24 protein-coding genes are annotated in these 24,881 nt (G+C 33.0%); 6 read left to right on the top strand and 18 right to left on the bottom strand.

The window, feature by feature from the left end:
- From B5X64_RS05170 to B5X64_RS05185, 4 genes are all read right to left on the bottom strand, one after another.
- On the bottom strand, window positions 1–645 hold the full coding sequence (locus B5X64_RS05170; protein ID WP_079464226.1) for a DUF1684 domain-containing protein: 645 nt from the start codon (window positions 643–645) through the stop codon (window positions 1–3).
- A 63-nt stretch (window positions 646–708) separates the two neighbouring features.
- Window positions 709–1,101, bottom strand: a complete 393-nt coding sequence (locus B5X64_RS05175) for a hypothetical protein (protein ID WP_079464227.1) — start codon at window positions 1,099–1,101, stop codon at window positions 709–711.
- Window positions 1,102–1,176: 75 nt separating this feature from the next.
- The gene (gene mqo, locus B5X64_RS05180; protein WP_079464228.1) at window positions 1,177–2,682 is read right to left on the bottom strand and encodes a malate dehydrogenase (quinone); all 1,506 of its coding nucleotides are present in this window, start codon (window positions 2,680–2,682) and stop codon (window positions 1,177–1,179) included.
- A gap of 205 nt (window positions 2,683–2,887) precedes the next feature.
- Window positions 2,888–3,928: an NAD(P)H-dependent glycerol-3-phosphate dehydrogenase gene (locus B5X64_RS05185; RefSeq protein WP_079464229.1), complete on the bottom strand. Its 1,041-nt coding sequence runs from the start codon at window positions 3,926–3,928 to the stop codon at window positions 2,888–2,890.
- A gap of 223 nt (window positions 3,929–4,151) precedes the next feature.
- Between B5X64_RS05185 and B5X64_RS05190 the strand changes: the two genes are divergently transcribed.
- The gene (locus B5X64_RS05190; RefSeq protein WP_079464230.1) at window positions 4,152–5,165 is read left to right on the top strand and encodes a M23 family metallopeptidase; all 1,014 of its coding nucleotides are present in this window, start codon (window positions 4,152–4,154) and stop codon (window positions 5,163–5,165) included.
- A 131-nt stretch (window positions 5,166–5,296) separates the two neighbouring features.
- On the opposite strand, the gene B5X64_RS05195 is transcribed toward B5X64_RS05190, so the two are convergent.
- The 6 genes from B5X64_RS05195 to B5X64_RS05220 form a co-directional block, all read right to left on the bottom strand.
- Entirely contained in the window at window positions 5,297–5,950 is a 654-nt protein-coding gene (locus B5X64_RS05195) for an NAD(P)-dependent oxidoreductase (protein ID WP_079464231.1), read from the bottom strand.
- Between the two features lie 109 nt (window positions 5,951–6,059).
- Window positions 6,060–6,470: an Rrf2 family transcriptional regulator gene (locus B5X64_RS05200; protein ID WP_079464232.1), complete on the bottom strand. Its 411-nt coding sequence runs from the start codon at window positions 6,468–6,470 to the stop codon at window positions 6,060–6,062.
- 86 nt (window positions 6,471–6,556) lie between these two features.
- A complete protein-coding gene (locus B5X64_RS05205) occupies window positions 6,557–8,023 on the bottom strand; it encodes a serine hydrolase domain-containing protein (RefSeq protein WP_079464233.1) in 1,467 nt (488 codons plus the stop codon).
- An 86-nt stretch (window positions 8,024–8,109) separates the two neighbouring features.
- On the bottom strand, window positions 8,110–8,685 hold the full coding sequence (locus tag B5X64_RS05210; RefSeq protein ID WP_079464234.1) for a helix-turn-helix domain-containing protein: 576 nt from the start codon (window positions 8,683–8,685) through the stop codon (window positions 8,110–8,112).
- Window positions 8,686–8,736: 51 nt separating this feature from the next.
- Window positions 8,737–9,687 (bottom strand): hypothetical protein, encoded by a 951-nt coding sequence (locus B5X64_RS05215; RefSeq protein WP_079464235.1) that lies wholly within the window; start codon window positions 9,685–9,687, stop codon window positions 8,737–8,739.
- A gap of 101 nt (window positions 9,688–9,788) precedes the next feature.
- Window positions 9,789–10,238 (bottom strand): FKBP-type peptidyl-prolyl cis-trans isomerase, encoded by a 450-nt coding sequence (locus B5X64_RS05220; RefSeq protein WP_228418741.1) that lies wholly within the window; start codon window positions 10,236–10,238, stop codon window positions 9,789–9,791.
- 201 nt (window positions 10,239–10,439) lie between these two features.
- Between B5X64_RS05220 and B5X64_RS05225 the strand changes: the two genes are divergently transcribed.
- The gene (locus tag B5X64_RS05225) at window positions 10,440–11,441 is read left to right on the top strand and encodes a catalase family protein (RefSeq protein WP_079464237.1); all 1,002 of its coding nucleotides are present in this window, start codon (window positions 10,440–10,442) and stop codon (window positions 11,439–11,441) included.
- 122 nt (window positions 11,442–11,563) lie between these two features.
- Here the strand turns inward: B5X64_RS05225 and B5X64_RS05230 are convergent, their stop codons facing one another.
- From B5X64_RS05230 to B5X64_RS05260, 7 genes are all read right to left on the bottom strand, one after another.
- Window positions 11,564–12,595, bottom strand: a complete 1,032-nt coding sequence (locus B5X64_RS05230; RefSeq protein WP_066680317.1) for a TerC/Alx family metal homeostasis membrane protein — start codon at window positions 12,593–12,595, stop codon at window positions 11,564–11,566.
- Between the two features lie 105 nt (window positions 12,596–12,700).
- On the bottom strand, window positions 12,701–13,312 hold the full coding sequence (locus tag B5X64_RS05235) for a TerD family protein (protein ID WP_079464238.1): 612 nt from the start codon (window positions 13,310–13,312) through the stop codon (window positions 12,701–12,703).
- A gap of 209 nt (window positions 13,313–13,521) precedes the next feature.
- Entirely contained in the window at window positions 13,522–14,445 is a 924-nt protein-coding gene (locus B5X64_RS05240) for a hypothetical protein (protein ID WP_079464239.1), read from the bottom strand.
- 39 nt (window positions 14,446–14,484) lie between these two features.
- Window positions 14,485–15,651: a toxic anion resistance protein gene (locus B5X64_RS05245; RefSeq protein ID WP_079464240.1), complete on the bottom strand. Its 1,167-nt coding sequence runs from the start codon at window positions 15,649–15,651 to the stop codon at window positions 14,485–14,487.
- A gap of 6 nt (window positions 15,652–15,657) precedes the next feature.
- Window positions 15,658–16,212 (bottom strand): TerD family protein, encoded by a 555-nt coding sequence (locus B5X64_RS05250; RefSeq protein WP_076562571.1) that lies wholly within the window; start codon window positions 16,210–16,212, stop codon window positions 15,658–15,660.
- Entirely contained in the window at window positions 16,202–17,026 is an 825-nt protein-coding gene (locus tag B5X64_RS05255; protein ID WP_079464241.1) for a phosphoribosyltransferase family protein, read from the bottom strand. The genes B5X64_RS05250 and B5X64_RS05255 overlap by 11 nt, the downstream gene beginning before the upstream one ends.
- Window positions 17,027–17,034: 8 nt before the next feature.
- Window positions 17,035–17,703, bottom strand: a complete 669-nt coding sequence (locus tag B5X64_RS05260; protein WP_079464242.1) for an HAD family hydrolase — start codon at window positions 17,701–17,703, stop codon at window positions 17,035–17,037.
- A 707-nt stretch (window positions 17,704–18,410) separates the two neighbouring features.
- Between B5X64_RS05260 and fusA the strand changes: the two genes are divergently transcribed.
- Window positions 18,411–20,477: an elongation factor G gene (gene fusA / locus B5X64_RS05270; RefSeq protein WP_079464297.1), complete on the top strand. Its 2,067-nt coding sequence runs from the start codon at window positions 18,411–18,413 to the stop codon at window positions 20,475–20,477.
- A 310-nt stretch (window positions 20,478–20,787) separates the two neighbouring features.
- On the top strand, window positions 20,788–21,723 hold the full coding sequence (locus B5X64_RS05275; protein WP_079464243.1) for a LamG-like jellyroll fold domain-containing protein: 936 nt from the start codon (window positions 20,788–20,790) through the stop codon (window positions 21,721–21,723).
- 64 nt (window positions 21,724–21,787) lie between these two features.
- Here the strand turns inward: B5X64_RS05275 and B5X64_RS05280 are convergent, their stop codons facing one another.
- Window positions 21,788–23,326 (bottom strand): SulP family inorganic anion transporter, encoded by a 1,539-nt coding sequence (locus B5X64_RS05280; RefSeq protein ID WP_079464244.1) that lies wholly within the window; start codon window positions 23,324–23,326, stop codon window positions 21,788–21,790.
- A gap of 726 nt (window positions 23,327–24,052) precedes the next feature.
- On the opposite strand from B5X64_RS05280, the gene B5X64_RS05285 reads away from it, so the two are divergent.
- Both B5X64_RS05285 and B5X64_RS05290 read left to right on the top strand, forming a co-directional pair.
- Entirely contained in the window at window positions 24,053–24,472 is a 420-nt protein-coding gene (locus tag B5X64_RS05285) for a transposase (RefSeq protein ID WP_079464245.1), read from the top strand.
- Between the two features lie 23 nt (window positions 24,473–24,495).
- Window positions 24,496–24,828, top strand: a complete 333-nt coding sequence (locus B5X64_RS05290; RefSeq protein WP_079464298.1) for a hypothetical protein — start codon at window positions 24,496–24,498, stop codon at window positions 24,826–24,828.
- Window positions 24,829–24,881: the final 53 nt, after the last annotated feature.

The raw sequence follows: 24,881 nt of genomic DNA on the forward strand, positions 1-24,881 counted from the left end.
TTAATGATGATAAATATCATTGTACATTACTCCCGCTCTTATTTCTATAGGAAGTTTATTTTCTTCAGGAACAATCGGACAATTGTAATCATAAGCATTATAAGCACAGAAAGGCTGATAAGATTGATTAAAATCTAGCACAATCGTATTTTCTTTTGGGATTTTTAAATCCATATATTTTCCGCCGCCGTAAGTTTGTTTCTGATTGGTTTCATCACGAAAAGGCAAGAAAAGATGATCTTTATATTTTTCCATTTTCATCAGATCTAAACTTTGGTAAATGGTCAAAGTATAAGATTTTCCGTCAATTGTAAAGTGAGCTTTTCCGTATTCCTGATACGATTTCGATTTTCCTGAAGAAGTGGGTAAATCAAAAGGTTCAGGGTTTTCATTTTTAACAAAATCAGCAGTTACACGGTATTTCAAATCAATCGGAAAGAAAGGATGTGCTTTGAAGTTTTCAAAATTATCGCCTCGCAATGGTGTTTCTTTTTTGTTGAGGTATTCTTTATTTAAATCTGATTGAAACTTTTTGATTTCTTTAATTTCCTTTGAGTTGTTTCCCAAAGAATTGTTTGTTTTCATTTTCTGAGAAAACGTTAAAAGAGGAATAACAGCAAATAAAAAGAATATAATTTTCTTCATTTTAGTCTAATTAAATTGGTAAAGGATTCATCATTACACTTCACTTCATTCGGACAGAAATTTTTATTCCGAAATTTTTATACGGTAAATATCTGAAGAATTTCTTTTGATTGATTTCACAAAAAAGCCACCTTCTTCAGGAATTATTTCTTTAAAATCAAAACTTGTGCAGTCTTTTGGTAAACCCGAAAATACTAAAGTAAACCAAAAATCTTTCATAAACGGAACTACCGTCCAATTCGGATAAATGGTAATATTTTCAGCATGAATCAGTTTACTTTTATGACTTGATCTATTATCAACAAGGAAAGTTGTATTCCAAATTCTGATTAAATTTCCCAAAAATGGCGATGCCGGAAAACAGCAATGTACAATCACCTGTTTTTCTTCTTCAATTTTCGTTTGAAGAGATTCAAGGATTTCCTTTGCAATAATCGGTTTTGAAATAACTTCCATCTTGATATGAGTAATAGTAATGAATAATAAATAACACTACAAAATTACTTATTACCCATTACTTATCACCTATGTTTAATGCTTGAGCTCTAATTTTTCTTTGCTGTACGCTCTGGTATTTTTTGCCAATTCAGGATTTTCTGATAATTTTTGCCCGTATGAAGGGATCATTTCCAGTAATTTATCTTTCCATTCTCCCTGTAGTTTTTCAGGAAAACATTTTTCTAAAACATTCAACATCGCAAAAACTGCAGTTGAAGCTCCCGGAGAAGCTCCTAAAAGGGAAGCGATTGTTCCTTTATCATTAACGACAACCTCAGTTCCAAACTCTAATTTACCTCCTAATTTATCATCTTTTTTAATGATTTGTACTCGCTGTCCGGCAACTTTTAATTCCCAGTCTTCTTCTTTCGCATCTTTTACAAACTCTCTTAAATGCTGTATTCTCTGAGCTTTTGTCATTGCCACCTGCTGAACTAAATATTTTGTTAATGGAATATTATGCCACCAAGCTCCGAATAATGAGCGAAGATTTTTGGTATTGACACTTTCAGGTAAATCAAGATAGCTTCCTTCTTTCAAAAATTTCGTTGAAAAGCCAGCAAAAGGACCGAAAAGTAAGGCCTTTTCACCATCGATAATTCTTAAATCTAAATGTGGAACAGACATTGGCGGTGCATCAACTGTCGCCTGAGTATAAACTTTTGCCTGATGTTGCGCTACCAATTCCTGATTATGGGTAACCAACCATTCTCCGGAAACCGGAAAACCACCATAACCTACGCTTTCTTTAATATCCGAACTGTCGAGTAAAGGCAGTGCATAACCTCCTGCTCCTATAAAAACAAAATCTGCTACAACCTCTTGTTTATGGCTTTTTATACGATCTTTTACTTTCATTTCCCATTTCCCGTCTTCTCTCGGATCGATGTCTTTTACTTCATGATACAAGAAAACTTCTACATGAGAATCTTCTACAAGATGGCGTCCCATTTTTCGGGTAAGAGCGCCAAAATTCACATCGGTTCCGAGATCCATTTTTGTGGCCGCCAAAACTTCAGACTGATTTCTTTTGCTCATTACCAAAGGTATCCATTCTCGTAACGTATCATGATCGGTAGAAAATTCCATTTCTGAAAACAGAGGTGAATTTATCATTGCATCGTGTCTTTTGCGAAGATAGTCTGCATCTTTTTCACCAAAAACCAAACTCATGTGAGCACAAGAGTTGATAAATTCCTGAGGATTCTGAATGTATTTTTTGTCAACTAAATAAGACCAAAACTGTTTTGAAATTTCAAACTGCTCTGCAATTTTTTCAGCTTTTGAAATATCTATACTTCCGTCTTCTTTTTCAGGCGTGTAATTGAGTTCACAAAATGCAGAATGGCCTGTTCCCGCGTTGTTCCATGCAGCAGTACTTTCTTTAGCAAACCTTCCCAGTCTTTCAAAAATAGCAATATCTAAATTGGGATCAAATTCGTGAAGTAAAGTTGCTAGCGTTACGCTCATAATTCCGCCGCCGATCAGTACGACATCGTATTTTGGCTTGGGCGTTCTGTTTGTAATAGTATGTGGCATTGTGTGAATTTTAATACGAATTTCGGGAAAAGTTTTATATTAAAATAAGATTTAACGATTTAATTCGGCTCCGAAAATAAAATTATTATTAGCCCAGTGAAGGCGATGGAAATTATCAATTTCAAATAATAGAGATGATATATTTAATAAAAAAACACCAGCGAGAATCACTGATGTTTTATATATTTTTTAGATTAAATTGACTCTAATTCAACTTTGCCGTTAATTTTTTAAACTGTTTTTCAGCATTTTTACCTTCATATAAAATCGCATAAATAGTATCAATAATCGGTAACTCTAATTTTTTCTGTTTTGCTGTTTTATAAATAGAATCTGCAGCGTAATACCCTTCAGCAACCATGTTCATCGACTGAATTGCAGATTTCACCGTGTATCCTTTTCCGATAAGGTTTCCTAAATTTCTGTTTCTTGAGAACAATGAATACGCCGTAACCAATAAATCTCCCAAATAAGCACTTTCGTTAACATCTCTCGGTGCCTCATAAATCGCTTCAAGGAAAGTTTCCATCTCACGAATCGCATTCGATACAAAAACAGCTGTAAAGTTGTCTCCATAACCCAAACCGCTTGCAATACCGGCTCCGATGGCAAAAATATTTTTCAGAATCGCACTGTATTCGTTTCCTAAAATATCTTTACTTGAATTTACTTTAATAAAATCTGAATTGAAAATATTAACCAGTTTTTGAGAAACTTCATCTTCCACAGTCGCTACAGTAAGATAAGAAAGTCTTTCCATCGCAACTTCTTCAGCATGGCAAGGTCCTGCAATTACTGCCTGATTTCTGAATCCTATCTGAAATTCTTCTTTCAGATAATGTGCAACGACATCATTCACTTTCGGAATAATCCCTTTAATTGCAGAAACAAAAATTTTGTCTTTATACTCGCATGTCATTTTATCTAATGTATCTGAAAGATAAATAGACGGAGTTGCTAAGACAACAACATCACAAGCTGTAACCAACTCGTTGACATCCGTTGTCAGCTTTAAATTTTTAAGATTAAAATTAACTGCCGTAAGATAAGTGGGGTTGTGACCGCGCAGTTCAATTGCTCCTTTTACAAACTCATTTCTTACACACCAATGCACTGTTTTGCAGTTTTCAACAAGCATTTTCACAATCGCTGTTGCAAAACTTCCGCTACCTACAACGCCCACTGCAACGTCATTTTTGGTATTTTTAGAAGTAGAAGAATCTGAGTTGGTTTTCTTTTTCGCCATAATTAAAATGTGAACTGTAAATATATTAAAACCGAAAGATATCGAAACTTTATCTCATATAATATAAATCATTTTTGAAAAATTTAACATTTTCGAACAATTAAATATCTAAAAATACGTTTATTACAATAATTTATAAATTTTTGTTAAGAATAATGCTCAAAGTTTATTTTTACTTAAATTTGCATCCTTAAAACCTTTTTAAATTCTAAGAGAAAGAAAAATGAAGAAATTTTTAGGCAGCAAAAAGAAAGTAACAGTTCTTATTGGAGGACTTTCACTTGTAGTTTTTGCACAAAGTATTTTTATTGCCAAATTGTTTTCGGAGAAAGATGACAAAAACTATGAAGTAAATTTGGTGAAAATAAATACAGAAAAAGACAGCGTTGATTATCTGAAAATGAAAACAGATCTTAGTTTGGTAGATCAAACGGTATCTCAATTAAATTCTTTTCTAAAATCAAAAGATATTAAGAACGAAAAGCTGATGGTTCTTGATAGCGACAGTATTTCAAACTCAATTTATCTGGCTAAACAATCAAACAGATACAGCCAATATCTGATGGACTTGCAGAAAAAACTAATGCAAGTACCTCTAGGAATGCCTACTGAAGGCTATATTTCATCCAATTTTGGAATCAGAAAAAACCCAATTCCTTTTAAAACAGTTTATGCATCTGTAAAACCAATTGCATCTGCTCCTACCGCCGTTGCTGCAACTTCAAAACCTGAAGTAAAAGCCGAACCCGTAGAAAAAATTATTGAAGTAACAGACAGTTATGGAAATAAGAGAGAAATAAAGGTAATGGTAACGCCAAAAGCAGCAAGCGCAGCTTCTCCAACTCCAACAAATTCTCCTGCTAAAAATGTAGTGGTATCTAAAGCTCCAACAGAAAAAAATAATCCTCCTGCAGAAGCTGATCAAATGCAGTTTCACAAGGGTTTGGATATTGCCGTTCCTTTCGGATCTGACGTTGTCGCAACAGCAGCCGGAACAGTAATTTTCTCCGGACAAAAAGGTGGTTACGGAAACTGCATCATCGTCTCTCATGGAAATGGATTGGCAACACTTTACGGTCACCTTTCACAATTGGTTGCAAAAACTAATGAAAAAGTAAAAGTTGGGCAAGTGATTGCAAAGTCAGGAAATTCAGGACGTTCTACAGGACCACATTTGCATTATGAAGTACATAAAAACAACGCTCCGGTAAATCCGAAGCTCTTTATGAGTTTATAAAATAATTAATTTGTATAAAATATTCGGCGACACCTTGGGTGCCGCCGAATATTTTTTTATTTGTTGGATCGGTTTTCATCGGATTTTATCCGACGCTTTGGTAAGTCATGCCTTTGGGACTCTCAAAATAATTAATACGCTGCCGTAAATCTTTCACGGATGTGATTGTTTTGTTCCAGTTCATCAACCAAAACAACGGCAACATCTTCCACAGAAAGTACGCTTCTTCCCTCTTCATTGAATACAGGATTTTCAAGAGCAGTTCTATATTTTCCGGTTCTGATTCCTGCTGTTCCGGGATGCATTTCAATTGCAGGGCTGAAAAAAGTCCAATCTAAAGTTGTATTTTCTTTGATTTTATTTAGATAATCTCTTGCTGCAGTTGCTCCAGGTTTGATATCTGCCGGAAAATCTGGTCCGTCAACCAATTGATTTCCGTCGATGAACAAACTTCCTGCTCCACCAACCGTTATAAATCTTTTCACACCTGATTTTTCAACCGCTTTTTCTATATTGATTGATCCATTTAGAAAATCATTGTAAAGATTAGGATTCGTCCAACCTGCATTAAAGGTATTGATTACAGCATCATTTCCTTTCAAAGCTTCTGCTAAATCTTCGACATTATTTACATCAACACTTTTTGCTTTTACCGTTTCAGTTTCGTTTACTTTAGATACATCTCTTACGATTGCTTCTACTTCAAAACCTCTGTTTGCCAATTCTTTTACGACTTGTGTTCCCACAAAACCGGTTGCACCGATTACTGCTACTTTTTTGTTCATACTTTTTTTATTTATTTTTAAAGGAATTCACGAACCTTTTGGTTCATTTGATACTATTTTATTTAAATTAATTGTAATAAATTTTGTTACATTTTAAGTCAAAAAATTTTTAATCGAAATGTTCGGTAAATTCTTTCAAAGATTTATCTCCTAAAAATTGACAGACTAACACATCTGTTTCTGTAAAAAGCTGCCCTAAATGAGAATTGATATTTTTACCTACAGGACATGCTGGGTTGGGACTATTATTTTTTTTACCTAAAACATCAGAGTTTTTTACTGCTGAATAAATTTCAGAAATACTGATCTCGGAAGCATCTTTTGCCAATTGACTTCCTCCTTCTTTTCCTTTTTTGCTGATAATCAATCCGGCTTCTTTTAAAACTCCGATTTCTTTACGAACAATTACAGGATTTACATTAATACTCCCGGCAAGCCAGTCAGAAGTCATCCACTCCTGAGAAAATTTTGACAACAAAGTCATGATATGTATTGCCGTAGCAAATCTTGTATTGTTCATAATTACTCTGCAAAGATACAAATATTTTAATTGTAACAAAAACAATTACAATTAAAATATTTAAACATATTTAATGATCTCAAAGATTATTTGGTTTCAATCTCAACAATTCTTTTTCCAATATCGCCAAAGTATTGATTGATGATTGTTTCATAAATTTTGTAGCCGTCATCAACATTTGTAAAAATAACGAGACCTTTTTTTGTCTTTGGCAAAACGATAGCAAATGTATTTACTCCTTTATCGGAACCACTGTGCGAAAGAGAAATATCATTATTCCCTAAATCATAAATTTCAAAACCGAGCCCGTAATATTTATTTTTTTTAGTTTCGATCTGCTTGCTTTTCATATCTTCAAAAACTTTAGGTGACAGCAATTTATTATCCATTACGGCAATCAAAAAATTACTGTAATCTTCCACAGAAGTCATCAAATCATCTGCCGCATTAGGAGTTTTGTTTTTTACAATATCGTAGGGTTTCCCGTTTTTGTCATAACCGATTACAATCCTGTATGCATCTTTTTTATCGTTCCAGATATAACTTGTATCGTTCATATTTAATGGTTTAAAAACCATCTCCTTAGCCAAATCTTCCAAGCTTTTACCGAATTTTTTTTCAATTGCTTTTCGCAGATATTCAAAACCTTCACCGGAATACTGATATTTTGTTCCAGGCTCAAAATCAAAACTGAGCTTTTGATCTTTATTCGTCCACCTCCAATTGGCAAAGCCGGTCTGATGGCTTAAAACCAATCTTGTTGTTAATTTTTTGTATCGAGGGTCTTTTGCAACATCAGGATCTGTAAAATATTTGTAAAGCGGCTCATCAAGATCCCATTTTCCGAGACTTACTAAACGTAAAACCGTCATTGCAGTTACAGGTTTAGTCAAAGATGCCACATTAAAAAGTGAATTATAAGATGCAGAAATTGTATCATTTAATTTTCCATAAACTTTTATTTGTGTTAATTTTCCATTTTCGATAATTCCCAATCCTAAAGTAGGGATATGATTATCTTTCAATAGTTTTTCCAAATTATCTGGAATTTTTGCTTTTTTAGGATCGCCATGATCGTAGCTCAAAACATCACTCATTAACCAGTTTCCGTCTTTTTTTGTCCAAACCGATGTGAATTTTGCTTGTCCGCCCAAAACATCTTCTTTATTTTTTTCTCGCGTAAAAAACTGATGTTCTCCCGTTTGTATCGCACCATACAGTTCGCCATTATTATACAAAGGAAAAACTTCCAGACTGCTTTCGATAACTTTACGAATTGGCTTTTGATTTGGGTTTGAACAGATATTTTGTTTCGTTCTTTCCAAGAATAATTTTTTATCCTGAAAACCGCCATTATCATGGTAGAATTTGAGATTATCATCAACCGATTTTTCCAGATATGCCATTTCACAATTATTAAAGCCACGTTCAAAAAAAAGACTATCCTGTTTTTTTAATTCTAAAAATAATGGTGAATTTTTATCGATTTGAGCGTTTACATTTCCGAAGAAAAAGAAGAGTATAAAAATACTGATGTTGAGTTTTTTTGTCATTGAATTATTTTTGACAAAGATTCAGAATAAATTGATTTCAACTCAAAAAATAAACCCGACAAAAACCCGACAATTAATTATCACATTTATATAATACTGAAATTCAGCTTATACCGAAGACTTTGTTTCTTGTCAATTTCATAAGCATTTTTCAAAATAATGTAAACATTTGCCAACACTAAGGCAATCATTGTTATCATAACAGATACTGAACCTAATTTTAATAAGGCAATTAACATAAAAATAATAGGCGAAATAATCGCTAAAAATATTTGAAGAGAAATTATTTGTTTTACAATTGGAGATTTCTCTTTTGTGAAAAACATAATCAATAATGGCAGCAAAAAATTAGCAATCGGAAGCCATGCAAACGGAAGTGAAGAAAGATTAATTATTTTGATTAAACCAGAGTTAGAAAGAGAATTATTTTCTTCTGTAGCAAAAATGACTTCATCAATTACAATTTCTTCTTTTATCGTCTCAGAAGTCAATAAATCATTCTCAGAAACTTCAAGACTTTCTGCCAAAGTTTTCAGCGTATACCCTTTTGGAGTGGTTCCAGCTTCAATTCGTTGAATGGTTCTTACCGAAACTCCTGATTTTTCGGCTAATTCTTCCTGAGTTAGATTTTTTGTCTCACGGATTTTTTTTAATTCAGACATTATTTACAACTAGATTACAGCAAATTTACAGATTCAAACTTTCATTCTGCTTTACAAAATCAATTTATCTAAATCTAAAAGCAAATAATTAATGGTTTGATTGATCGTACGAGTTGCCGACTGCATCTGATTAAGCATTGCAGCACGATTGTGAAGATCATCAGCACGATAAAGACCTCCATCTTTGAAAATAACTGATTGATCGGCTTTATTCTCATCATCATCAAATTGATAGTGTAGCCACCTTTCTTTCATATTTGAAATAATAGAGTGCTTTTCTTTATTTGAAAACCTTTTCTCAGTATACATATACCAGATAAAAGGTGGAAAATTGGGAGATTCTAACTTCTCGTTCCAAATATCTCTTAATAGATTTCTTTGATGTATAAATTCTACTTTTTTACCTTTAGGATTTAAAGTTGCCAAACCAAAGGCCGCCCCCAAAGTACCTCCGGAAATATCGATCGCATTGCTCCAACCATTGTCTTGTACGATCCCACCCGCAATTGAGGCTACAGCTCCGGCTGCAATAGAGTATAAAATGAGTTTATTATTCCTGGAATCGTTTAAATTATCTACATAATTTCCAATTTGTGCCACACGTTCTCCTTCACAGTCAAATTCTGCGGCAACAGCGTCTAATTCAGTCAATGCAATGGTTATTTTACTATTGATTTTCATCTTCAGCTGCAAAACTTTCACCTGAGAACTCAATGATGAATCTTTTTTTAGTTTCACAATTTCGTTCACTTCATCCAAATTATCCAAAGCATTTAGAACCAAAATACTCTGGTCAGAAAAAATACTTTTCAGTTGCTGATTAGCTGCAATAATAGAATCTGAATTATAAGAAGGTAATTTATTTTCATAATTATACTTGAAAGGCGCTTTGCAATAGCTGTCTTTCAAAGTAAGAATATTCTGTTTAATGACCTGATTTTTCTTTGAAACACAGGAAGTCAACAAAATAAAAGCGGCAAAAATTGGGTATATTTTTTTCATTAAAATTCAATTAAAAAAATATGAATCTTAATACTAAGATAGTACAAATAAAAAAATCCACCTGAAAACAGATGGATTTTAATTTATTTTTAAGGATTAGATTATTTAATATCTAATAATTCTACCTGAAATACCAATGTAGAATTGGGACCGATTTCTTTGCTAATTTGCTGATCTCCATACGCTAAATGCGGTGGAATAATCAATCTCCATTTGCTTCCTACGGGCATTAATTGAAGCGCTTCTGTCCATCCTTTGATTACTTTATTCAACGGAAATGAAGCAGGTGTTCCTCTTTTTACAGAGCTGTCGAAAACTTTTCCGGCAATTGTTGTTCCGTGATAATGACATTTTACCATTGATTTCGGGCCTGGCTTTGGGCCATCACCTTCGGTCATGATTTCGTACTGCAATCCGCTTGGTAACTGCACTACACTTTCTCTTTTACCGTATTCAACCATATATTCCTGACCGTCTTTCAGGTTTTTTTCTGCCAATTCCTTTTTTTTCTTAAATAACAAATCTGCTACTCCCATAACTTTTTTTTGCAAAGATAAGATTTATGCATAAATGATAAATCATAATTGATAATTGAGATAAATATCAATTATGATAAACTTCCAGCTTCAAACATCAAATGTCAGGCTTTTATTATCGCTTCAAATTACATCAATAAAAACATTAAAAAATGTTTAACATTCTCGTAACGTAAAAATAAAAACTTGGCGTTATCATTGAGTTTTAAAAACTATATGCCAAATCCATTAAGATATAATAAGAACTTTGAAAAACTCAGCTATGAGGAAAAACAACTCTTGGAAGAAACCAAAAAGAGCATAGCCGATTTTGTGGAATACTCATCTACGATAAGTGATGTAAATTATGCCACAAGAAATGCCCACGCAAAAACCTATGCTGTTCTGAAAGGAGTATTTATCATCAACAAAGATATTCCGCAAGACCTAAAATCTGTTTTTGACAGCGAACACTATGAAATTACCGCAAGATTATCTAATGCGCATCTTAAAATTAATAAAAGTAAAAAAGATATTCCTGCCTACGGTTTTGCTATTAAAATAAAAGATGATTCTGGGAAAACGATTTCCAATTATCCTTTGGTTAATTTCCCGTTGTTTCCCGTGAACTCTGTTTCTGTATTTTTGAAGCTTTTCACTTCACTCAACCGGTTTTTTATAAAGAAATGGAGTCATTTATTTTCAGTTTTAAAGCAGATTTACAAGGTTATTCCTTTCACTTTAAACCCATCATTTTTGAAAAATGTCTGGAAACTTCTTTTAAACAAAAATAATTTCATCCTTTCTTTTGATTTTTATTCTGTGGGAGCATATCGCTTTGATGATAAAATGATTAAGATAAAAGTAAGCCCTAAAAACGTAGATAAAAATTTTGGCAAAAAGCAATCTATAAAAGATGCTGTTGAATTGTTTTTCAGAACTCAAGACTTTGCAGCAGATGTTTATATTCAGTTTTGTTATAATCTGAAAGATCAACCTATCAACAAGCTTAATGTCGAATGGAAAAACTCACCTTTCATCAAAATAGGAGAAATTAAAATTGAAAAAGGTTCATTACTCAATCCTAAAGGCTGCGAGAATGAACTTCTATCTTTCAATCCTTTTGATAGTGCTGAAATCTTTCAACCTGTGGGAAAAATTCAGAAACTCAGAGATGAAGCGTATAAAGTTTCGCTACAGACGAGAAAGAAGATTAATAAGCTGTTGAAGTATAAATAATGTTGATAGTTGATAGTTGATAGTTGATAGTTGATAGTTGATAGTTGATAGTTGATAGTGAAAATAAGAAACATACAAGGCTTTACGATCTGTAAAGCCTTGTATGTTTTAATTTTATTTAGTTATTCTTTTACTTCATCATCTTTCTTATCGGGAAACATAACAGAAATAAGTACCGAAAGCACCAAAACTCCACCTACAATTCCTAATGAAACCGGAGATGAGATATGATACCAAGGTGCAATTAACATCTTAACACCGATAAATGCTAAAATAATTGCCAACCCATAAGGTAGCTTGCTGAACATGTGAATGAAGTTTGCCAATAGGAAATACAAAGATCTTAATCCTAAAATTGCAAAAATATTTGAGGTATAAAGGATAAATGGATCTTTTGAAATCGCAAAAATAGCCGGAATAGAATCTACCGCAAAAAGAACGTCTGTAAACTCAATTACTGCTACAACGACTAAAAGTGGTGTTGCCATTTTGATTCCGTTCTGAACGGTGAAAAACTTGTCGCCATCATAATTGTCTGAAACTTTCCAAAAGCTTTTAATCAATTTAGCACCTGCTGTATCGCTGTAATCTTCATCTTCATCGTCTCCGCCATCACCCCAAGATTTTATTCCTGCATAAATAAGGAATAAACCAAAAAGAGTCATCACAACATTAATCCTTACTACATATCCTAAGATATCCATCTCAGGTAAATACGTTAAATCAATCAATTCAACACCTGCAAAGATAAAGATGGCTCTGAAAATCAGTGCTCCAATAATCCCCCAGAATAAAACTTTATGATGTAAGAATTTTGGCACTTTAAAGAAACCAAAAACCAATATAAATACGAAGAGGTTGTCTACGGAAAGTGCTTTCTCAATCCAATATGCTGCTTGATACTGTGTAAACTTTTCTACTGCTATTGCGTGGCTCTCTGAGGTACCATCTGTATTGAAAACCCAGTACACAACTCCTGAAAAAACCATTGACAGCGAAATCCAGACAATTGACCAGATTGTAGCCTCTTTTGAAGAAACCTCATGACTTTTTTTATTGAATACTCCCAAATCGAGAAGCAACATGATAACCACCGTTATCGCAAACCCCCACACCAAACCAGGATGCAGTTCTAAAATATTGTATTTTTCCACTTTAATTCTGTTTATTATATGATAAAAGCAATAACCGTAAATATACAGCTATTGCTAATGATTGTAGTCTAAAACAATACTATTTCAGACATTATTTTATAATTTTTACAAATATTTTTCCTGAACAGTCTTTACGGTCTGCTCCAGTTTTTTATCTGAAGTAGCATCTCCGATCGCGTTGAATTTCCACTCACCGTTTCTCTTATAGAAAACTCCCATTACCATTGATACATGTCCGACGAAAGATTTATCATTGGCAATATCATATTTGGCAAAAACTTCTCTTACGTTTGTTGGAGTTCCTTCATAGATTCTAATTGATGCAAAAGGAATCGTTCCGAAATCCTGACCTTTGTAACTGTGTAAAACCATTGCTACATGTTCAACAGCAGGATCTAAATTAGAAAAATCTACTGTGATTACTTCGTTGTCTAATCCGTCATCACCATTCACATCACCAGTTAAATCGTCACCGCTGTGTTTTACAGAACCGTTTTTAGATTTAAGGTTTCCAAAATAAATTACCTCAGTTGCATTTTTATTTGAATCATACAAGATGCAGCTTCCATCTAAGTCTACTGCTTCTTTTGAAGTTCCACCGAAGAAACTTTTCTTCTCGATAGCACCCCAGTTGATTCCTACGCAAGCCTGGGAAAGCGTAGTCCCGTTTTCTTTGGTAAGGTTTATTCTCTGACCTTTTTGTAAGTTAATAGCCATTATTTCTTTTTGTTTAGTTATTTTTTTTGAATCTCTGCTTCATTGCTCAATTTAATTTAAACGCAAAGCCTGCAAAGATTTTTGTTAAATCTGTTCTGCATATTTTCGTTCGCAAAGGCGTTTCACTCAGCAAAGAAAATTTGCATACTTAAAATATAGAGTAGAAAATAAATTTAAATAAACTTTTTACTTTTTACTTTTTACTTTTATTAATTATTTAAATTTAAATTAAGCATTGCCCGAAGAATATTGGTTTCTTCGTTCACATCAAATATTTTACTCATAATATCGATACTTTCCAGATTTCTGAGATAATCTTTCAGAACTGCTATTACATCTGCCGAGAGCTCTTTCTTCCTAAATTCCATTGTTTCGTTGAGGTCTTCGTTTTTTCTTTTCAGCTGATTGATGATCGAGATCTGATTAGATTCGTTTTCATCAGTATTTAATGCAGCTAAATCTTCATCATCTATTAGATACATTTTTTTTTCTTCTACATTAAAGATAAAATGCTCATCAGACTGAAAAATCTTAAACAATTCATATTCTTCTCTTTCAACACGATATCCGCAGACAAAACGCACTTTAAAATTCTGAATATTGAGTTTCCCCAACAATTTTCTTTCAATACAATAATCCTGATACTGGTAAAACGGAGCTGATTGAGGTTTCAGTTTATCTTCTTCTACTTCTGTTCTGTAAAATTCTGCAGCGTATTTTTTATGAAAATACAACACATCATTCCAGTTTAGGGTAGCTCTGTTTTCGGTTAGATCTTTATACAAATTTCTCAAATGCTCAGAAAAAATTCCGCTGTAGATCTTCCTATCGGTTTCAAAACTGTCGGTCTTTTTTTCTTCGAAAGAAGCAATGTATCGGTTGTTGATATTAATTTCGTTAATAACAGCCAGCAAATCGTTTTCCTTTTTCTTTTTTATTTTGGTCAACAATTCTATCAGACTGTCGGTATATTGCAGGTGAAAAAGTTCTAATTTATTAAAATCTAACGTCTGATTTTCATTAAATAAATTATGAATGACATCAGTTTTAATATAAATCGCAATGATATCAACATTTTCAAAGAAATTAGCCAGAAGTTTAAGCCTTGTTAATCTTCTTTTGCTTTGAGACATTATGATTGCAACCTCCTCATTCACCTTTTTACCGTCTTATTACCCTCTGATGTTTGCTTTTAATTCGCTTTCCAACGTCTGAAGATCCTGATCTAATTTTCTTCTGCTTTCGGTACCTTGTTTCTGAATCTGTTTCACTTCATTCAAAGTATTGATCAACATTGCAGTTGTTTCTTTCAACGTTTCAGCAGAAACAATTGTCTGCTCGTTTGCTCTTGCAACATTTCTTGAATTCTGACCCAAACGTTCTGCATTTTTCTTTAGAATATCTTCAGTTGTTTGCGAAACTTTCTGCTGAATCTCGATATTCTGCTGTTGTCTGTGCATTGCAACTGCTAAAGAAAGCTGATTCTTCCAAACCGGTAAAGTTGTCGTAAGAATCGTCTGTGCTTTTTCAGCAATCGAAACGTTGTTATTCTGCACCAATCTAATTTGTGGAAGAGACTGCATCATAATCAAACGAACCACTTTTAAGTCTGCTAATCTTCTATCTAATCTGTTGATAAAATCTCTTTTGTCAGCAATCTGATAGTCTGCAAAATTCTGAACATTCGCTTCCATATTTGCCAATTCCAAAGCCGCTTTTTCCATTCTTAAATTTCCGGCAATCACCAGATCTTCAATGGCTTTAATGGAATTCACATTGCTGTCAAAAATAGTCTGTAAAACCGCATTATCCTTAGTTGAAGTGATAATTCCGGCGTTTACTTTATGTGAAATCTGGTCGATATTATTCGTGATTTTATCATATTTAGCGAAAAGATTATCAACCTGAGTCAACATTTTTTTCATAAAAGGAATTTTGCTTAAAAAACCTTTTACTCCGCCGTTATTGATTTCGTCTACGTCTACATAGTTCAATTCGACCAATAAATTATTAATCAATTCTCCTACTTCACCAGAATTTGATCTTCTTACATTCCCTAAGAAACTGTCACTCTGATTGGCTAAAGTTTTCTGTAATTCTGAACCGAAATTAACGATCGATCCAGGATTAGTTTCATCAATTGCATTAGCAACCATTTCGTATTTTGCACGATCCTGCTGCTGAATCTGATTTAAATTCACGTTTCCATCTCTATCCATCAAAACTGCAGGAGCTGCAGGATCAGGTTGAAGAGATTGACTCGTAGATGGTGTCGGATCAAAACTTTTCAGTGGTTCAATTGATCCCAGTGGATCGTTTGGGTTATTCTGATTATCCATAATTGATTATTGATACATTGATACAAATTTATCCAGACCGTCTCTCTGCCCGCTTCCTACTGCTTCGAATTTCCATTCTCCGTTTCTGTTGTAGATTCTTCCGAATTCTACTGCTGTTTCGATAGAGAAATCTTCGTCTAATTCATATTTTAAAATCTCTTCATTGGTTTCTGTATTGAAAATTCTGATGAAAGAATTTCTTACCTGTCCGAAGTTTTGTCTTCTTGCATCTGCATCGTGAATGGTTACCACAACCGTAATTTCTTGTACTGCAGCATCAATTTTCGTTAAATCGATTTTGATTTGCTCGTCATCACCATCACCATCACCTGTCAAATTATCCCCAGAATGGATTACAGCTTTATCAGGAGATTCAAGGTTGTTATAAAAAATAAAATGATTATCTGAAACCAGTTTTTTGCTGTCATTCAACAGGAATAAAGAAGCATCTAAATCAAAAGCTCCACCTGTTGAAGTATTATTTACGTCCCATCCTAAACCGATGGTAAATTTTGGTGCATTTATATTTTCTCTTTGCCCTTTCTGTAAGTTAATTGCCATAATAGATTTCTGTTTGTGTTAAAGTGTTTATATTATTTTCGTACTCTTTTATTAAATGATAATTGTTGCTGATGGCTAGCTCGATTAAATCATCTGTATGCTGTTTTTTTACATTTGAGGTAAGATACTCAAAATTTTCGGAATTTAACCCTAAAATATATTTTACAATTCGCGTATTAAACTGAAAACTTTCTTTAGCCATCACCTTTACAACATCCTGAACATCTTTCACCGTATAGTAATTAAAAAAGTTTTCAATGGTTGGATCGATGTCAAAATTGGTCAGTTCAGCGTAATACATAAACAGAAAATCGGCACTTACTGCATATTGATTGAGAATTTTATTCACCGTATACTCATGGCTACCTGTAATTTTAATATCATCGATAAAAATGCACAGTTTTCCTCTTAAAAAATCTTTATCTAAATAATAAGTATCATTCGCAATCAGGCTTTTACGGTCTTCAAAACTAAGATTTCCGTAATCTGTAGTGTAGGTATGATTTCTATTGATCTTAGACAATACACTCGACTTTTTTCCTTTCTGGAAAAGATAAAAATCAAGATATTTTTTAAAATAAAAACACAGGAAATTAGATGCCGTAGGAATCGCCATATACGGACTCGGTAAAACCACAATTTCTTTTTCGGTAGCTAAAATCTCTTGATGTTGACTGATAAATCCATCAAAAAGCTCTTTTGCAAATTTTTCTGCATAGGCTTTATCACCATACTTGAAATAGCTGTACTCTGCCGGCGAAAAAGTAAACTTCTCCGCAGAATCTATTTTATGTAAACTATAACGCTTGTTCATAATTAAATTTAATATTTGAGTAGGTGCGCACTAAAACCAAAATCTATAGCACCTTTATAATCTGCGATCGGGTTATCGCCAATATGCAAAATCTGATCCATTTGAAGTTCCTGATTTCTGATCTGATTTTTCACTTCCTGAAAAACCAAAGGATTCGGTTTAGAGCATTTGATCTCATCAGAATAAATGTGGAAATCGATGTATTGCTCAAGATTTTCGTTCATCAAAAATTTTCGCATGGTTTTACCTTTGATGAAACCTGTATTGCTCAGAATATTGATTGTCTTTCCCTGATTTTTAATTTCATCAAAAAAATCATGCAATTTATCAAAAATAACCACAGGTTTGTATTCTAAAAACAAATCTTCACTTTTTTGGTAAAATGTATTCAGAGTCTCTTTATTCAATTGTTTGATATCAACGTTTAATGAATTTAAAATCAATAAATAAATCTCAAAAGTATCGACGTTTCCACCGATTACTTCATTGATCGTATTACACAAATCATCGTAATATTTTACTGCTTTTGCAACTTCATCAATGGGCTTATTCACATTAAAAAAAGACGAAAAAAGCTCAACTCTTTTTGCCTTAAATTGAGGATGAGATTTTATTAAAGTGAGCCACAGATCAAACGAAAAATGATCATGCTTATGAATGTCAATATCTGTTTTCAAAATATTATACGTTAATTATGTTAGCTTTTATTGAAAAAGATCTTATTAATATTTTACATTTTTTTATCATCTCAATGTGTTTTAATTTCATTTCTTTCAAAGATAAAATTTTTCATTCAATCTTGATTTTTTTTAAGATTCTTTATGAGTTTTATTTAATAGCCGAAATTAATAATGATTTTACTTTTCCTAAAAATAGTATGAAAATTTTTGTCATTCAAATATTTTTTATAATTTCGCAACCGATTAACAATCAACAATGTCAACAAAAATGATAAATATAATTTCTTTAAGCAATCCTATCAGAGCTGTGTTCTTTGGTAGCACTAAATATTTATCTGAATAACGATCGTCCTTTATAAAACAAAAAATATAACGAAGGCCTATCTGTTCAGATAGGTCTTTTTTGCTACCCTATTTTCAGCTTTTCAATTATTCGAAAAACTTCTGTTGTTCGATGATGAAAGTTGGATTTTTTCTTTAAACGCGAAGTTTCTTATAATTTAGACTGTATATTTTCAGTGAGCAAAAAAATAGCGACAAAGTCGCTGATGAAGTACGCTTCTTAAAATCAATTTTATTGATTTAGTCTTTGTCCTCTTAAATTTAGCTTAAGTTTTAATAAATCTTTGCGTCAAAAAATTCAAAAAAAATATCACTCAACAATATTTCAGAAGTTTAAAAATCAACAATTTAAATTTAACAAAATGAAATACAATACACGAAATATAGGGATAATAGCACACGTCGATGCCGGAAAAACCACTCTCACGGAAAGATTGCTTTATTACACAGGAATGATCCATAAAATTGGAAACGTAGACGATGGAAATACCACGATGGATAAAGACATTCAAGAGAAAAACAGAGGAATAACGATTTCATCTGCTGCGATTTCCACACAATGGAAAAAAGATCAGAATGTTTTTAATATCAATATTATTGACACTCCAGGACACATTGATTTCGCAGTGGAAGTTGAACGTTCTTTGAGAGTTTTGGACAGCGTAATTGCCGTTTTCTGTGCTTCTTCGGGAGTGCAGCCACAAACGGAAAACGTTTGGTTTCAAGCCGAAAAACATGGAATTTCAAAAATATGTTTCATTAATAAGATGGACAGAATCGGAGCTGATTTCTTTGCCGTTTTAAATGAAATCAAAACTAAACTCAATGCAATTCCTTTGGTTTTGCAAATTCCAATCGGTTCAGAAGACAATTTTGAAGGCATTATTGATTTAATTAAACAAAAAGCGTTGTATTGGATGGATGAAAACGGTGAAACAATTATTGAAAAGGAAATTCCTAAAAATTATCAATCAGAAGCCAACGAATGGAGAATCAAATTAATGGAAACTTTAGCCGAATTTGACGAAACTTTTTTTGAAATATTCATGGATTCTGAAACTAAAATTTCTGAAGAAATGATTTTTGAAGCGATACAAAGAACTTGTCAGTCAAGGAGTTTAGTTCCTGTTTTATGCGGTTCTGCTTTTAAAAATAAAGGCGTTCAACCCTTACTTGATGCGATTGTAAGTTATCTTCCTGCTCCGAATCAATTGCCTTCTATTAAAGGAAAAGATGCCAAAACGGAAGAAACAATCGAGCTTGAAAGAAATGAAGAAGAAACTTTTTCAGGGTTGGTTTTCAAGGTTGTGATTGATAAACACATGGGAAAATTGGCGATGCTCAGAATTTATTCAGGAAAAATCAATTCTGGAGACAATGTTTTGAATGTGAGAACAGCTGAAAATTTCAGAATTTCGAGGATTTTACAGATGCAATCGGACAAAACGTTAACTATTGAAGAAGGAAAAGCCGGAGATATTGTTGCCTTAACAGGAATAAAAGATGCGAAAACAGGAGATTCTTTATCTTCCATTAAAAGACCTGTCTTGCTTGAATCTATTACGATTCCAGCTCCGGTTATTCGAGTTTCAATTGAACCGAAAACGAATGCTGATGAAAAATCTTTCGGTTTGGTTTTAGCCAAAATTCAGGAAGAAGACCCTTCGTTGGTTGTTGAAAGAGACAAACAAACGGGAGAAACTTTATTGAGTGGTTTGGGAGAATTGCATCTTGAAGTAACTTTAGAAAAAATAAGATTGACTCATGGAATTGAAATCAATCAGGGAAAACCTAAAGTTTCTTACCGGGAAATTTTAACCGAAACCAGAAGGCACAGAGAAAAACTTTCCAAACAAAACGGTGGAAGCGGACAATTTGCCGACATTACTTTTGAAATTGGACCTCGTGAAGACAACGAGATTGGTTTGAAGTTTATCAACCAAATCAAAGGCGGTGTAATTTCGAATGAGTTTATTCCGTCTATTGAGAAAGGTTTCAGAGAAGCGATGGAAAATGGAACTTTGAGCGGAAATCCTCTGGAAAGTATGAAAATTACACTTTTGGATGGATCTACTCACTCGGAAGATTCTAAAGCTTATGATTTTGAAATGGCTGCGAGAGATGGTTTTAGAGCGATTGCGAAAAGCTGTAAACCGAAATTATTAGAACCAATCATGCAGGTTGAAATTCAAAGCATTGAAGAATACACCGGAGTTGTGACTGCCGATATCAACAAACGAAGAGGAATAATTACTTCGATTGATGAAAAATCAGGAAGAAAAATTTTCGCAGCGGAAGTTCCTTTGGCTTCTACTTTTGGATATATTTCTGATCTGAGAACTTTGACAAGCGGTAGAGCTTCGATCAGCATGAAATTGTCGCACTATGCTTTAGTGCCTGATTTCATTGCGAATACATTAATAACCTAAAAAACGAGGGCTGTAAATTTTATTTTGCAGTCCTTGTTTGGTTATTAAAAACTTTAGATTATCATTCAGATTCTACTTCATTTATTGAGCATATTATTCAAGAGATTTTAGATTAAGAATAATAAATTTCTTTAAAAATCCTCCAAGCGTAAATATTATTTTAAACAAAACAACAGACAATCACATATTTTAACAAATAAATCACAATTAAAACAACTATTATTAGATTAAAAACTAAAAATAATAGCAAAAACACAGAAATTACTCAAAAACTATAAGTATATTTGAGAAACCATTAAAATTAATACTCATGAAAAGAATCTTTCTACTATCTTCAGTTCTATTTTCTTTATTCGCAAAAGCACAAACGCCAGCTTATGTTCCGTCTTCAGGACTAGTTGCCTGGTGGGGTTTTAGCGGCAGTGCAATCGATTACAGTGGGAATTCAAATGATTTAACTGTCAATGGAGCAACGTTGACGGCAGACCGTAACGGAACCGCAAATTCGGCATACGCTTTCAACGGAAGTAGCGGACATTTAACAAGATCCACTCTTTCTTACAATTTTGCACAAAGCGGAACTTATTCAATATCATTTTGGATGAAAAAAACCGGAAATTCTGAAGGCGTAGCAATGATGAGTGGCTCAAACACAGGAGGCAACTTCATTTGGCTTCTACAATGCGATGCTACAAAAACTATTTTTGGAACCAATAAACAAGGAGAATCCTGGACTTGGGCAAACGGACCCAATTATTCTACCACCGCATGGGAACATTTCGTAGCCGTTTACAACGCTCAAACCATGCAGCTTTACAAAAACGGAACCTTAGTAGCAACCACTACGAACACCTACACCAACTCAACATCAGCCGCAATGCCTTTTTATATTGGAAGAGCGATTGGCGGTGGAAATATTGCTGCAAGTATTGATGATGTAGGAATTTGGAGCAGAGCACTTTCTACAACTGAAATTGCACAATTATACAGCAGTAATCTTTCAACAAGTGATATAAAATCTACAAAAGCCAATATCAGTATTGCTCCAAACCCGGTAAATGATATCCTGTATGTAAATATTCCCTTAAAAGGTAAAAATACATACAAGATTATTGATGTTAACGGCAGAGCAGTATTAAAAGGAGAATTAAATGATTCAAAAAACATTAATGTTTCTCTTCTTACAAAAGGAGCCTATTTCCTTGAAGTTGAAGGCATATCTAGTTTAAAGTTTATAAAAAAATAACAAATAAAAACCGCTTCAATTTGAATCTTGAAGCGGTTTTATTTTTATCAATCATAATCCTCAATCATTTCTGCGGCATCACCTTATAGGTAGTATCTTCCTGAATATTTACTTCAATTACTGCTTCAGCATTTTTCAACATTTTCCGACAATCTTCGCTAAGATATTTTAAATGTAATTTTTTGTTTTGCTGAGCATATTTTTTAGAAAGCTTGTCTAAAGCGTCGATTGCACTCATATCAACAATTCTGCTTTCTTTGAAATCAATAACCACTTCCTCTGGATCATTTTCAGGATCAAATTTATCGGTAAAGGTGGTAACAGAACCAAAAAAAAGAGGTCCGAAAATTTCATAATATTTTACACCATTTTCATCAAAATGCTTTCTTGCACGAATTCTTTTGGCATTATCCCAGGCAAAAACTAGGGCTGAAATAACCACTCCAATTAAAACAGCTAAAGCCAGATTGTGCAAAACTATCGTGATTAAAGCTACTGTAATTCCCACAAAAATATCTGATTTTGGCATTTTATTGACAATCCTAATCGAAACCCATTGAAATGTACTTATTGCAACCATCATCATTACACCCACCAAAGCAGCCATCGGAATTTTTTCTATAAACGGAGCTCCGACAAGGATGATAATTAAAATAGTAATGGATGCAATTATTCCAGAAAGTCTAGCCCTTGAACCGGCATTTAGATTTACCAAAGTTTGGGCAACCATTGCACAACCTCCCATTCCACCGAAGAATCCGTTTGTAATATTAGCTAAACCCTGAGCGACAGATTCTTTATTGGCACTTCCTTTTGAATTGGTAATTTCATCGACCATTGACAGCGTCAAAAGAGATTCTATCAAACCAACACCTGCCATAATCAAAGCATAAGGAAAAATAATCTGCAAAGTTTCTAATGAAAAAGGAAGCTTTGGGATATGGAAACTTGGTAAACTACCACTTATATTGGCAATATCGGCCACTGTCTTCGTATTAACTCCAAAGCCTAAAACGATTCCAAAAACAACTAATATCGCAACTAAAGAAGCAGGAACTACTTTTGTTATTTTTGGAAAGAAATAAACAATAGCAATCGTTAAAGTCGTTAAACCCAACATGATATATAAAGATGAGCCTTGCAACCAACTTACTACTCCATTTGTATCCGTAATTTTAAACTGTTCCACTTGAGCCATAAAAATAATGACGGCTAAACCATTTAGAAAACCATACATTACAGGCTGCGGAATGAGTCTAACAAATTTTCCTAATTTAAAAATCCCTACAAAAAGCTGTAAAACTCCGGCTAAAATTACGGTGGCAAAGAGATATTCTATTCCGTGAGATTGTATTAACGCAATTAAAACAACGATTGTTGCTCCTGCTCCGCCGGAAACCATTCCTGGACGGCCACCCAAAACCGCAGTTACCAACCCCATCATGAAAGCTGCATACAATCCGACTAATGGAGAAAGCCCTGCCAAAATTGCAAATGAAAGCGATTCTGGAATCATGGTCATCGCAACGGTAAAACCAGCTAAAACCTCATTTTTAAGATTTATTTTTTTGGAAAAGTCAAATAAAGCTAAAGACGGCATCATTATATATTATAATATTATTGAAAATTACATAAATTAATTATTAAATATAAAATAGTACATAAATAAACTATTTTATATTTTCATTTAATCAAAAAAGAATTTTATTATTCCTTTTGCAAAAATAAGACTTCTCAATTACTATTAGGTCAACAAAGATTACTATTCATCAACTGTTGAATTGTATTGTATTGAAAATGTATAAGAAAGAAGTAATATGAATTTTGATAACATTGCATTATACCCTATTTTAACACCCTATTATCAACATAAATTAAATTTTATTAACGTACGAATAAAAAAATAATAGTGATTTATTCGTCTTTTTTTTTAAATTTGAAAAACAAACAAGACAAGTATTAAATATATTTGAACAATATTATATCAAATCGTCTAGTATAACAGCGATAGAGAATTTTTAATAAATTTAATTAATATCAAATTTTTATTAAATCACTCTTTAAGTAATTGTTGTAAGATTTGAAATCATTATTCAGATTATATATATAATTTTATATTTTGTTTGCAAACCAATCACAAAACACAAATTGCTGAAAATCAATTTTTTACAATCAACCAAACATTAAAATTGTAAAGTAATTAGACAGCTATTTTTAAGAGCAACTCACAACCATGTAGAAATTGTTTCACAATTTAATTACAGGGCTCTCAAAATCATTCATTTACTCCACAAATACGATTAATTTAAAAAAAAGCGATTATCAATAAATGTTATACAAAAACATACATATAGGTAAGTACATTAAGGAAATGGTAGACCACAAAAACATTTCTATAGAAAGAATCTGTAATTTTCTTGCAAAAGATGAAGAATTTGTTGAGAACATATACGAAAGCAAATCAATAGACACAGATATCTTATTAAGATGGAGCAAGCTGCTAGAATATGATTTTTTCAGGTTATACAGCTCACATTTGATACTATATGCTCCCCCAGCAGCAGTAAACAAAACCGACACTCCAAAATCTGACAAAACACCACAATTCAGAAAAAACATTTACACTCAGGAAATAAAAAATTTCATTTTAAGCAAAATCGAGTCTGGAGAAATGACTCAAGCTGAGGTAATTAAAGAATATTCTATTCCAAAGAGCACATTACACCGTTGGATTCAGAAAAAAATATAATCAACCAAAATCACACTATTTTTATGAGACCAAATTACAACAGGATCTACCAAGATCTTTTACAACAACAGTATCCGGAAAAGCTGGAATGCCCTAAAATTAAAGAACATTTAGGCAGATTAGACTCAACGGAAGAGATTTTAAAGCTGAATCAAAGACTTTTTAAACAAAACAAAGAGACTTCTAAAACCAACCAGCAGCTTAAAACCTACGACAAAAAAACCATGATGAAGCTTCTGACTTATCAGAAAAAGCACGATTTCTCTACCAGTTTTATGTCGAGAAAATACAACATCAGCCGAACTACTTTTTCTAAATGGAAAAAAATACTTGAAAAAGAGCTTCAGCCAATTTAAAAGTATAACAAAAAAAACACTACATTTTCAGTAGTGTTTTTTTATCATCCATT

Origin of the sequence: Chryseobacterium balustinum, assembly GCF_900168205.1 — a bacterium.
GTDB classification, from domain to species: domain Bacteria; phylum Bacteroidota; class Bacteroidia; order Flavobacteriales; family Weeksellaceae; genus Chryseobacterium; species Chryseobacterium balustinum.

Coding starts and splice junctions, on each gene's coding strand:
- B5X64_RS05170 (WP_079464226.1), bottom strand. CDS start 645: ATGAAGAAAATTATATTCTTTTTATTTGCTGTTATTCCTCTTTTAACG.
- B5X64_RS05175 (WP_079464227.1), bottom strand. CDS start 1,101: ATGGAAGTTATTTCAAAACCGATTATTGCAAAGGAAATCCTTGAATCT.
- mqo (WP_079464228.1), bottom strand. CDS start 2,682: ATGCCACATACTATTACAAACAGAACGCCCAAGCCAAAATACGATGTC.
- B5X64_RS05185 (WP_079464229.1), bottom strand. CDS start 3,928: ATGGCGAAAAAGAAAACCAACTCAGATTCTTCTACTTCTAAAAATACC.
- B5X64_RS05190 (WP_079464230.1), top strand. CDS start 4,152: ATGAAGAAATTTTTAGGCAGCAAAAAGAAAGTAACAGTTCTTATTGGA.
- B5X64_RS05195 (WP_079464231.1), bottom strand. CDS start 5,950: ATGAACAAAAAAGTAGCAGTAATCGGTGCAACCGGTTTTGTGGGAACA.
- B5X64_RS05200 (WP_079464232.1), bottom strand. CDS start 6,470: ATGAACAATACAAGATTTGCTACGGCAATACATATCATGACTTTGTTG.
- B5X64_RS05205 (WP_079464233.1), bottom strand. CDS start 8,023: ATGACAAAAAAACTCAACATCAGTATTTTTATACTCTTCTTTTTCTTC.
- B5X64_RS05210 (WP_079464234.1), bottom strand. CDS start 8,685: ATGTCTGAATTAAAAAAAATCCGTGAGACAAAAAATCTAACTCAGGAA.
- B5X64_RS05215 (WP_079464235.1), bottom strand. CDS start 9,687: ATGAAAAAAATATACCCAATTTTTGCCGCTTTTATTTTGTTGACTTCC.
- B5X64_RS05225 (WP_079464237.1), top strand. CDS start 10,440: ATGCCAAATCCATTAAGATATAATAAGAACTTTGAAAAACTCAGCTAT.
- B5X64_RS05235 (WP_079464238.1), bottom strand. CDS start 13,312: ATGGCTATTAACTTACAAAAAGGTCAGAGAATAAACCTTACCAAAGAA.
- B5X64_RS05240 (WP_079464239.1), bottom strand. CDS start 14,445: ATGTCTCAAAGCAAAAGAAGATTAACAAGGCTTAAACTTCTGGCTAAT.
- B5X64_RS05245 (WP_079464240.1), bottom strand. CDS start 15,651: ATGGATAATCAGAATAACCCAAACGATCCACTGGGATCAATTGAACCA.
- B5X64_RS05250 (WP_076562571.1), bottom strand. CDS start 16,212: ATGGCAATTAACTTACAGAAAGGGCAAAGAGAAAATATAAATGCACCA.
- B5X64_RS05255 (WP_079464241.1), bottom strand. CDS start 17,026: ATGAACAAGCGTTATAGTTTACATAAAATAGATTCTGCGGAGAAGTTT.
- fusA (WP_079464297.1), top strand. CDS start 18,411: ATGAAATACAATACACGAAATATAGGGATAATAGCACACGTCGATGCC.
- B5X64_RS05275 (WP_079464243.1), top strand. CDS start 20,788: ATGAAAAGAATCTTTCTACTATCTTCAGTTCTATTTTCTTTATTCGCA.
- B5X64_RS05280 (WP_079464244.1), bottom strand. CDS start 23,326: ATGATGCCGTCTTTAGCTTTATTTGACTTTTCCAAAAAAATAAATCTT.
- B5X64_RS05285 (WP_079464245.1), top strand. CDS start 24,053: ATGTTATACAAAAACATACATATAGGTAAGTACATTAAGGAAATGGTA.
- B5X64_RS05290 (WP_079464298.1), top strand. CDS start 24,496: ATGAGACCAAATTACAACAGGATCTACCAAGATCTTTTACAACAACAG.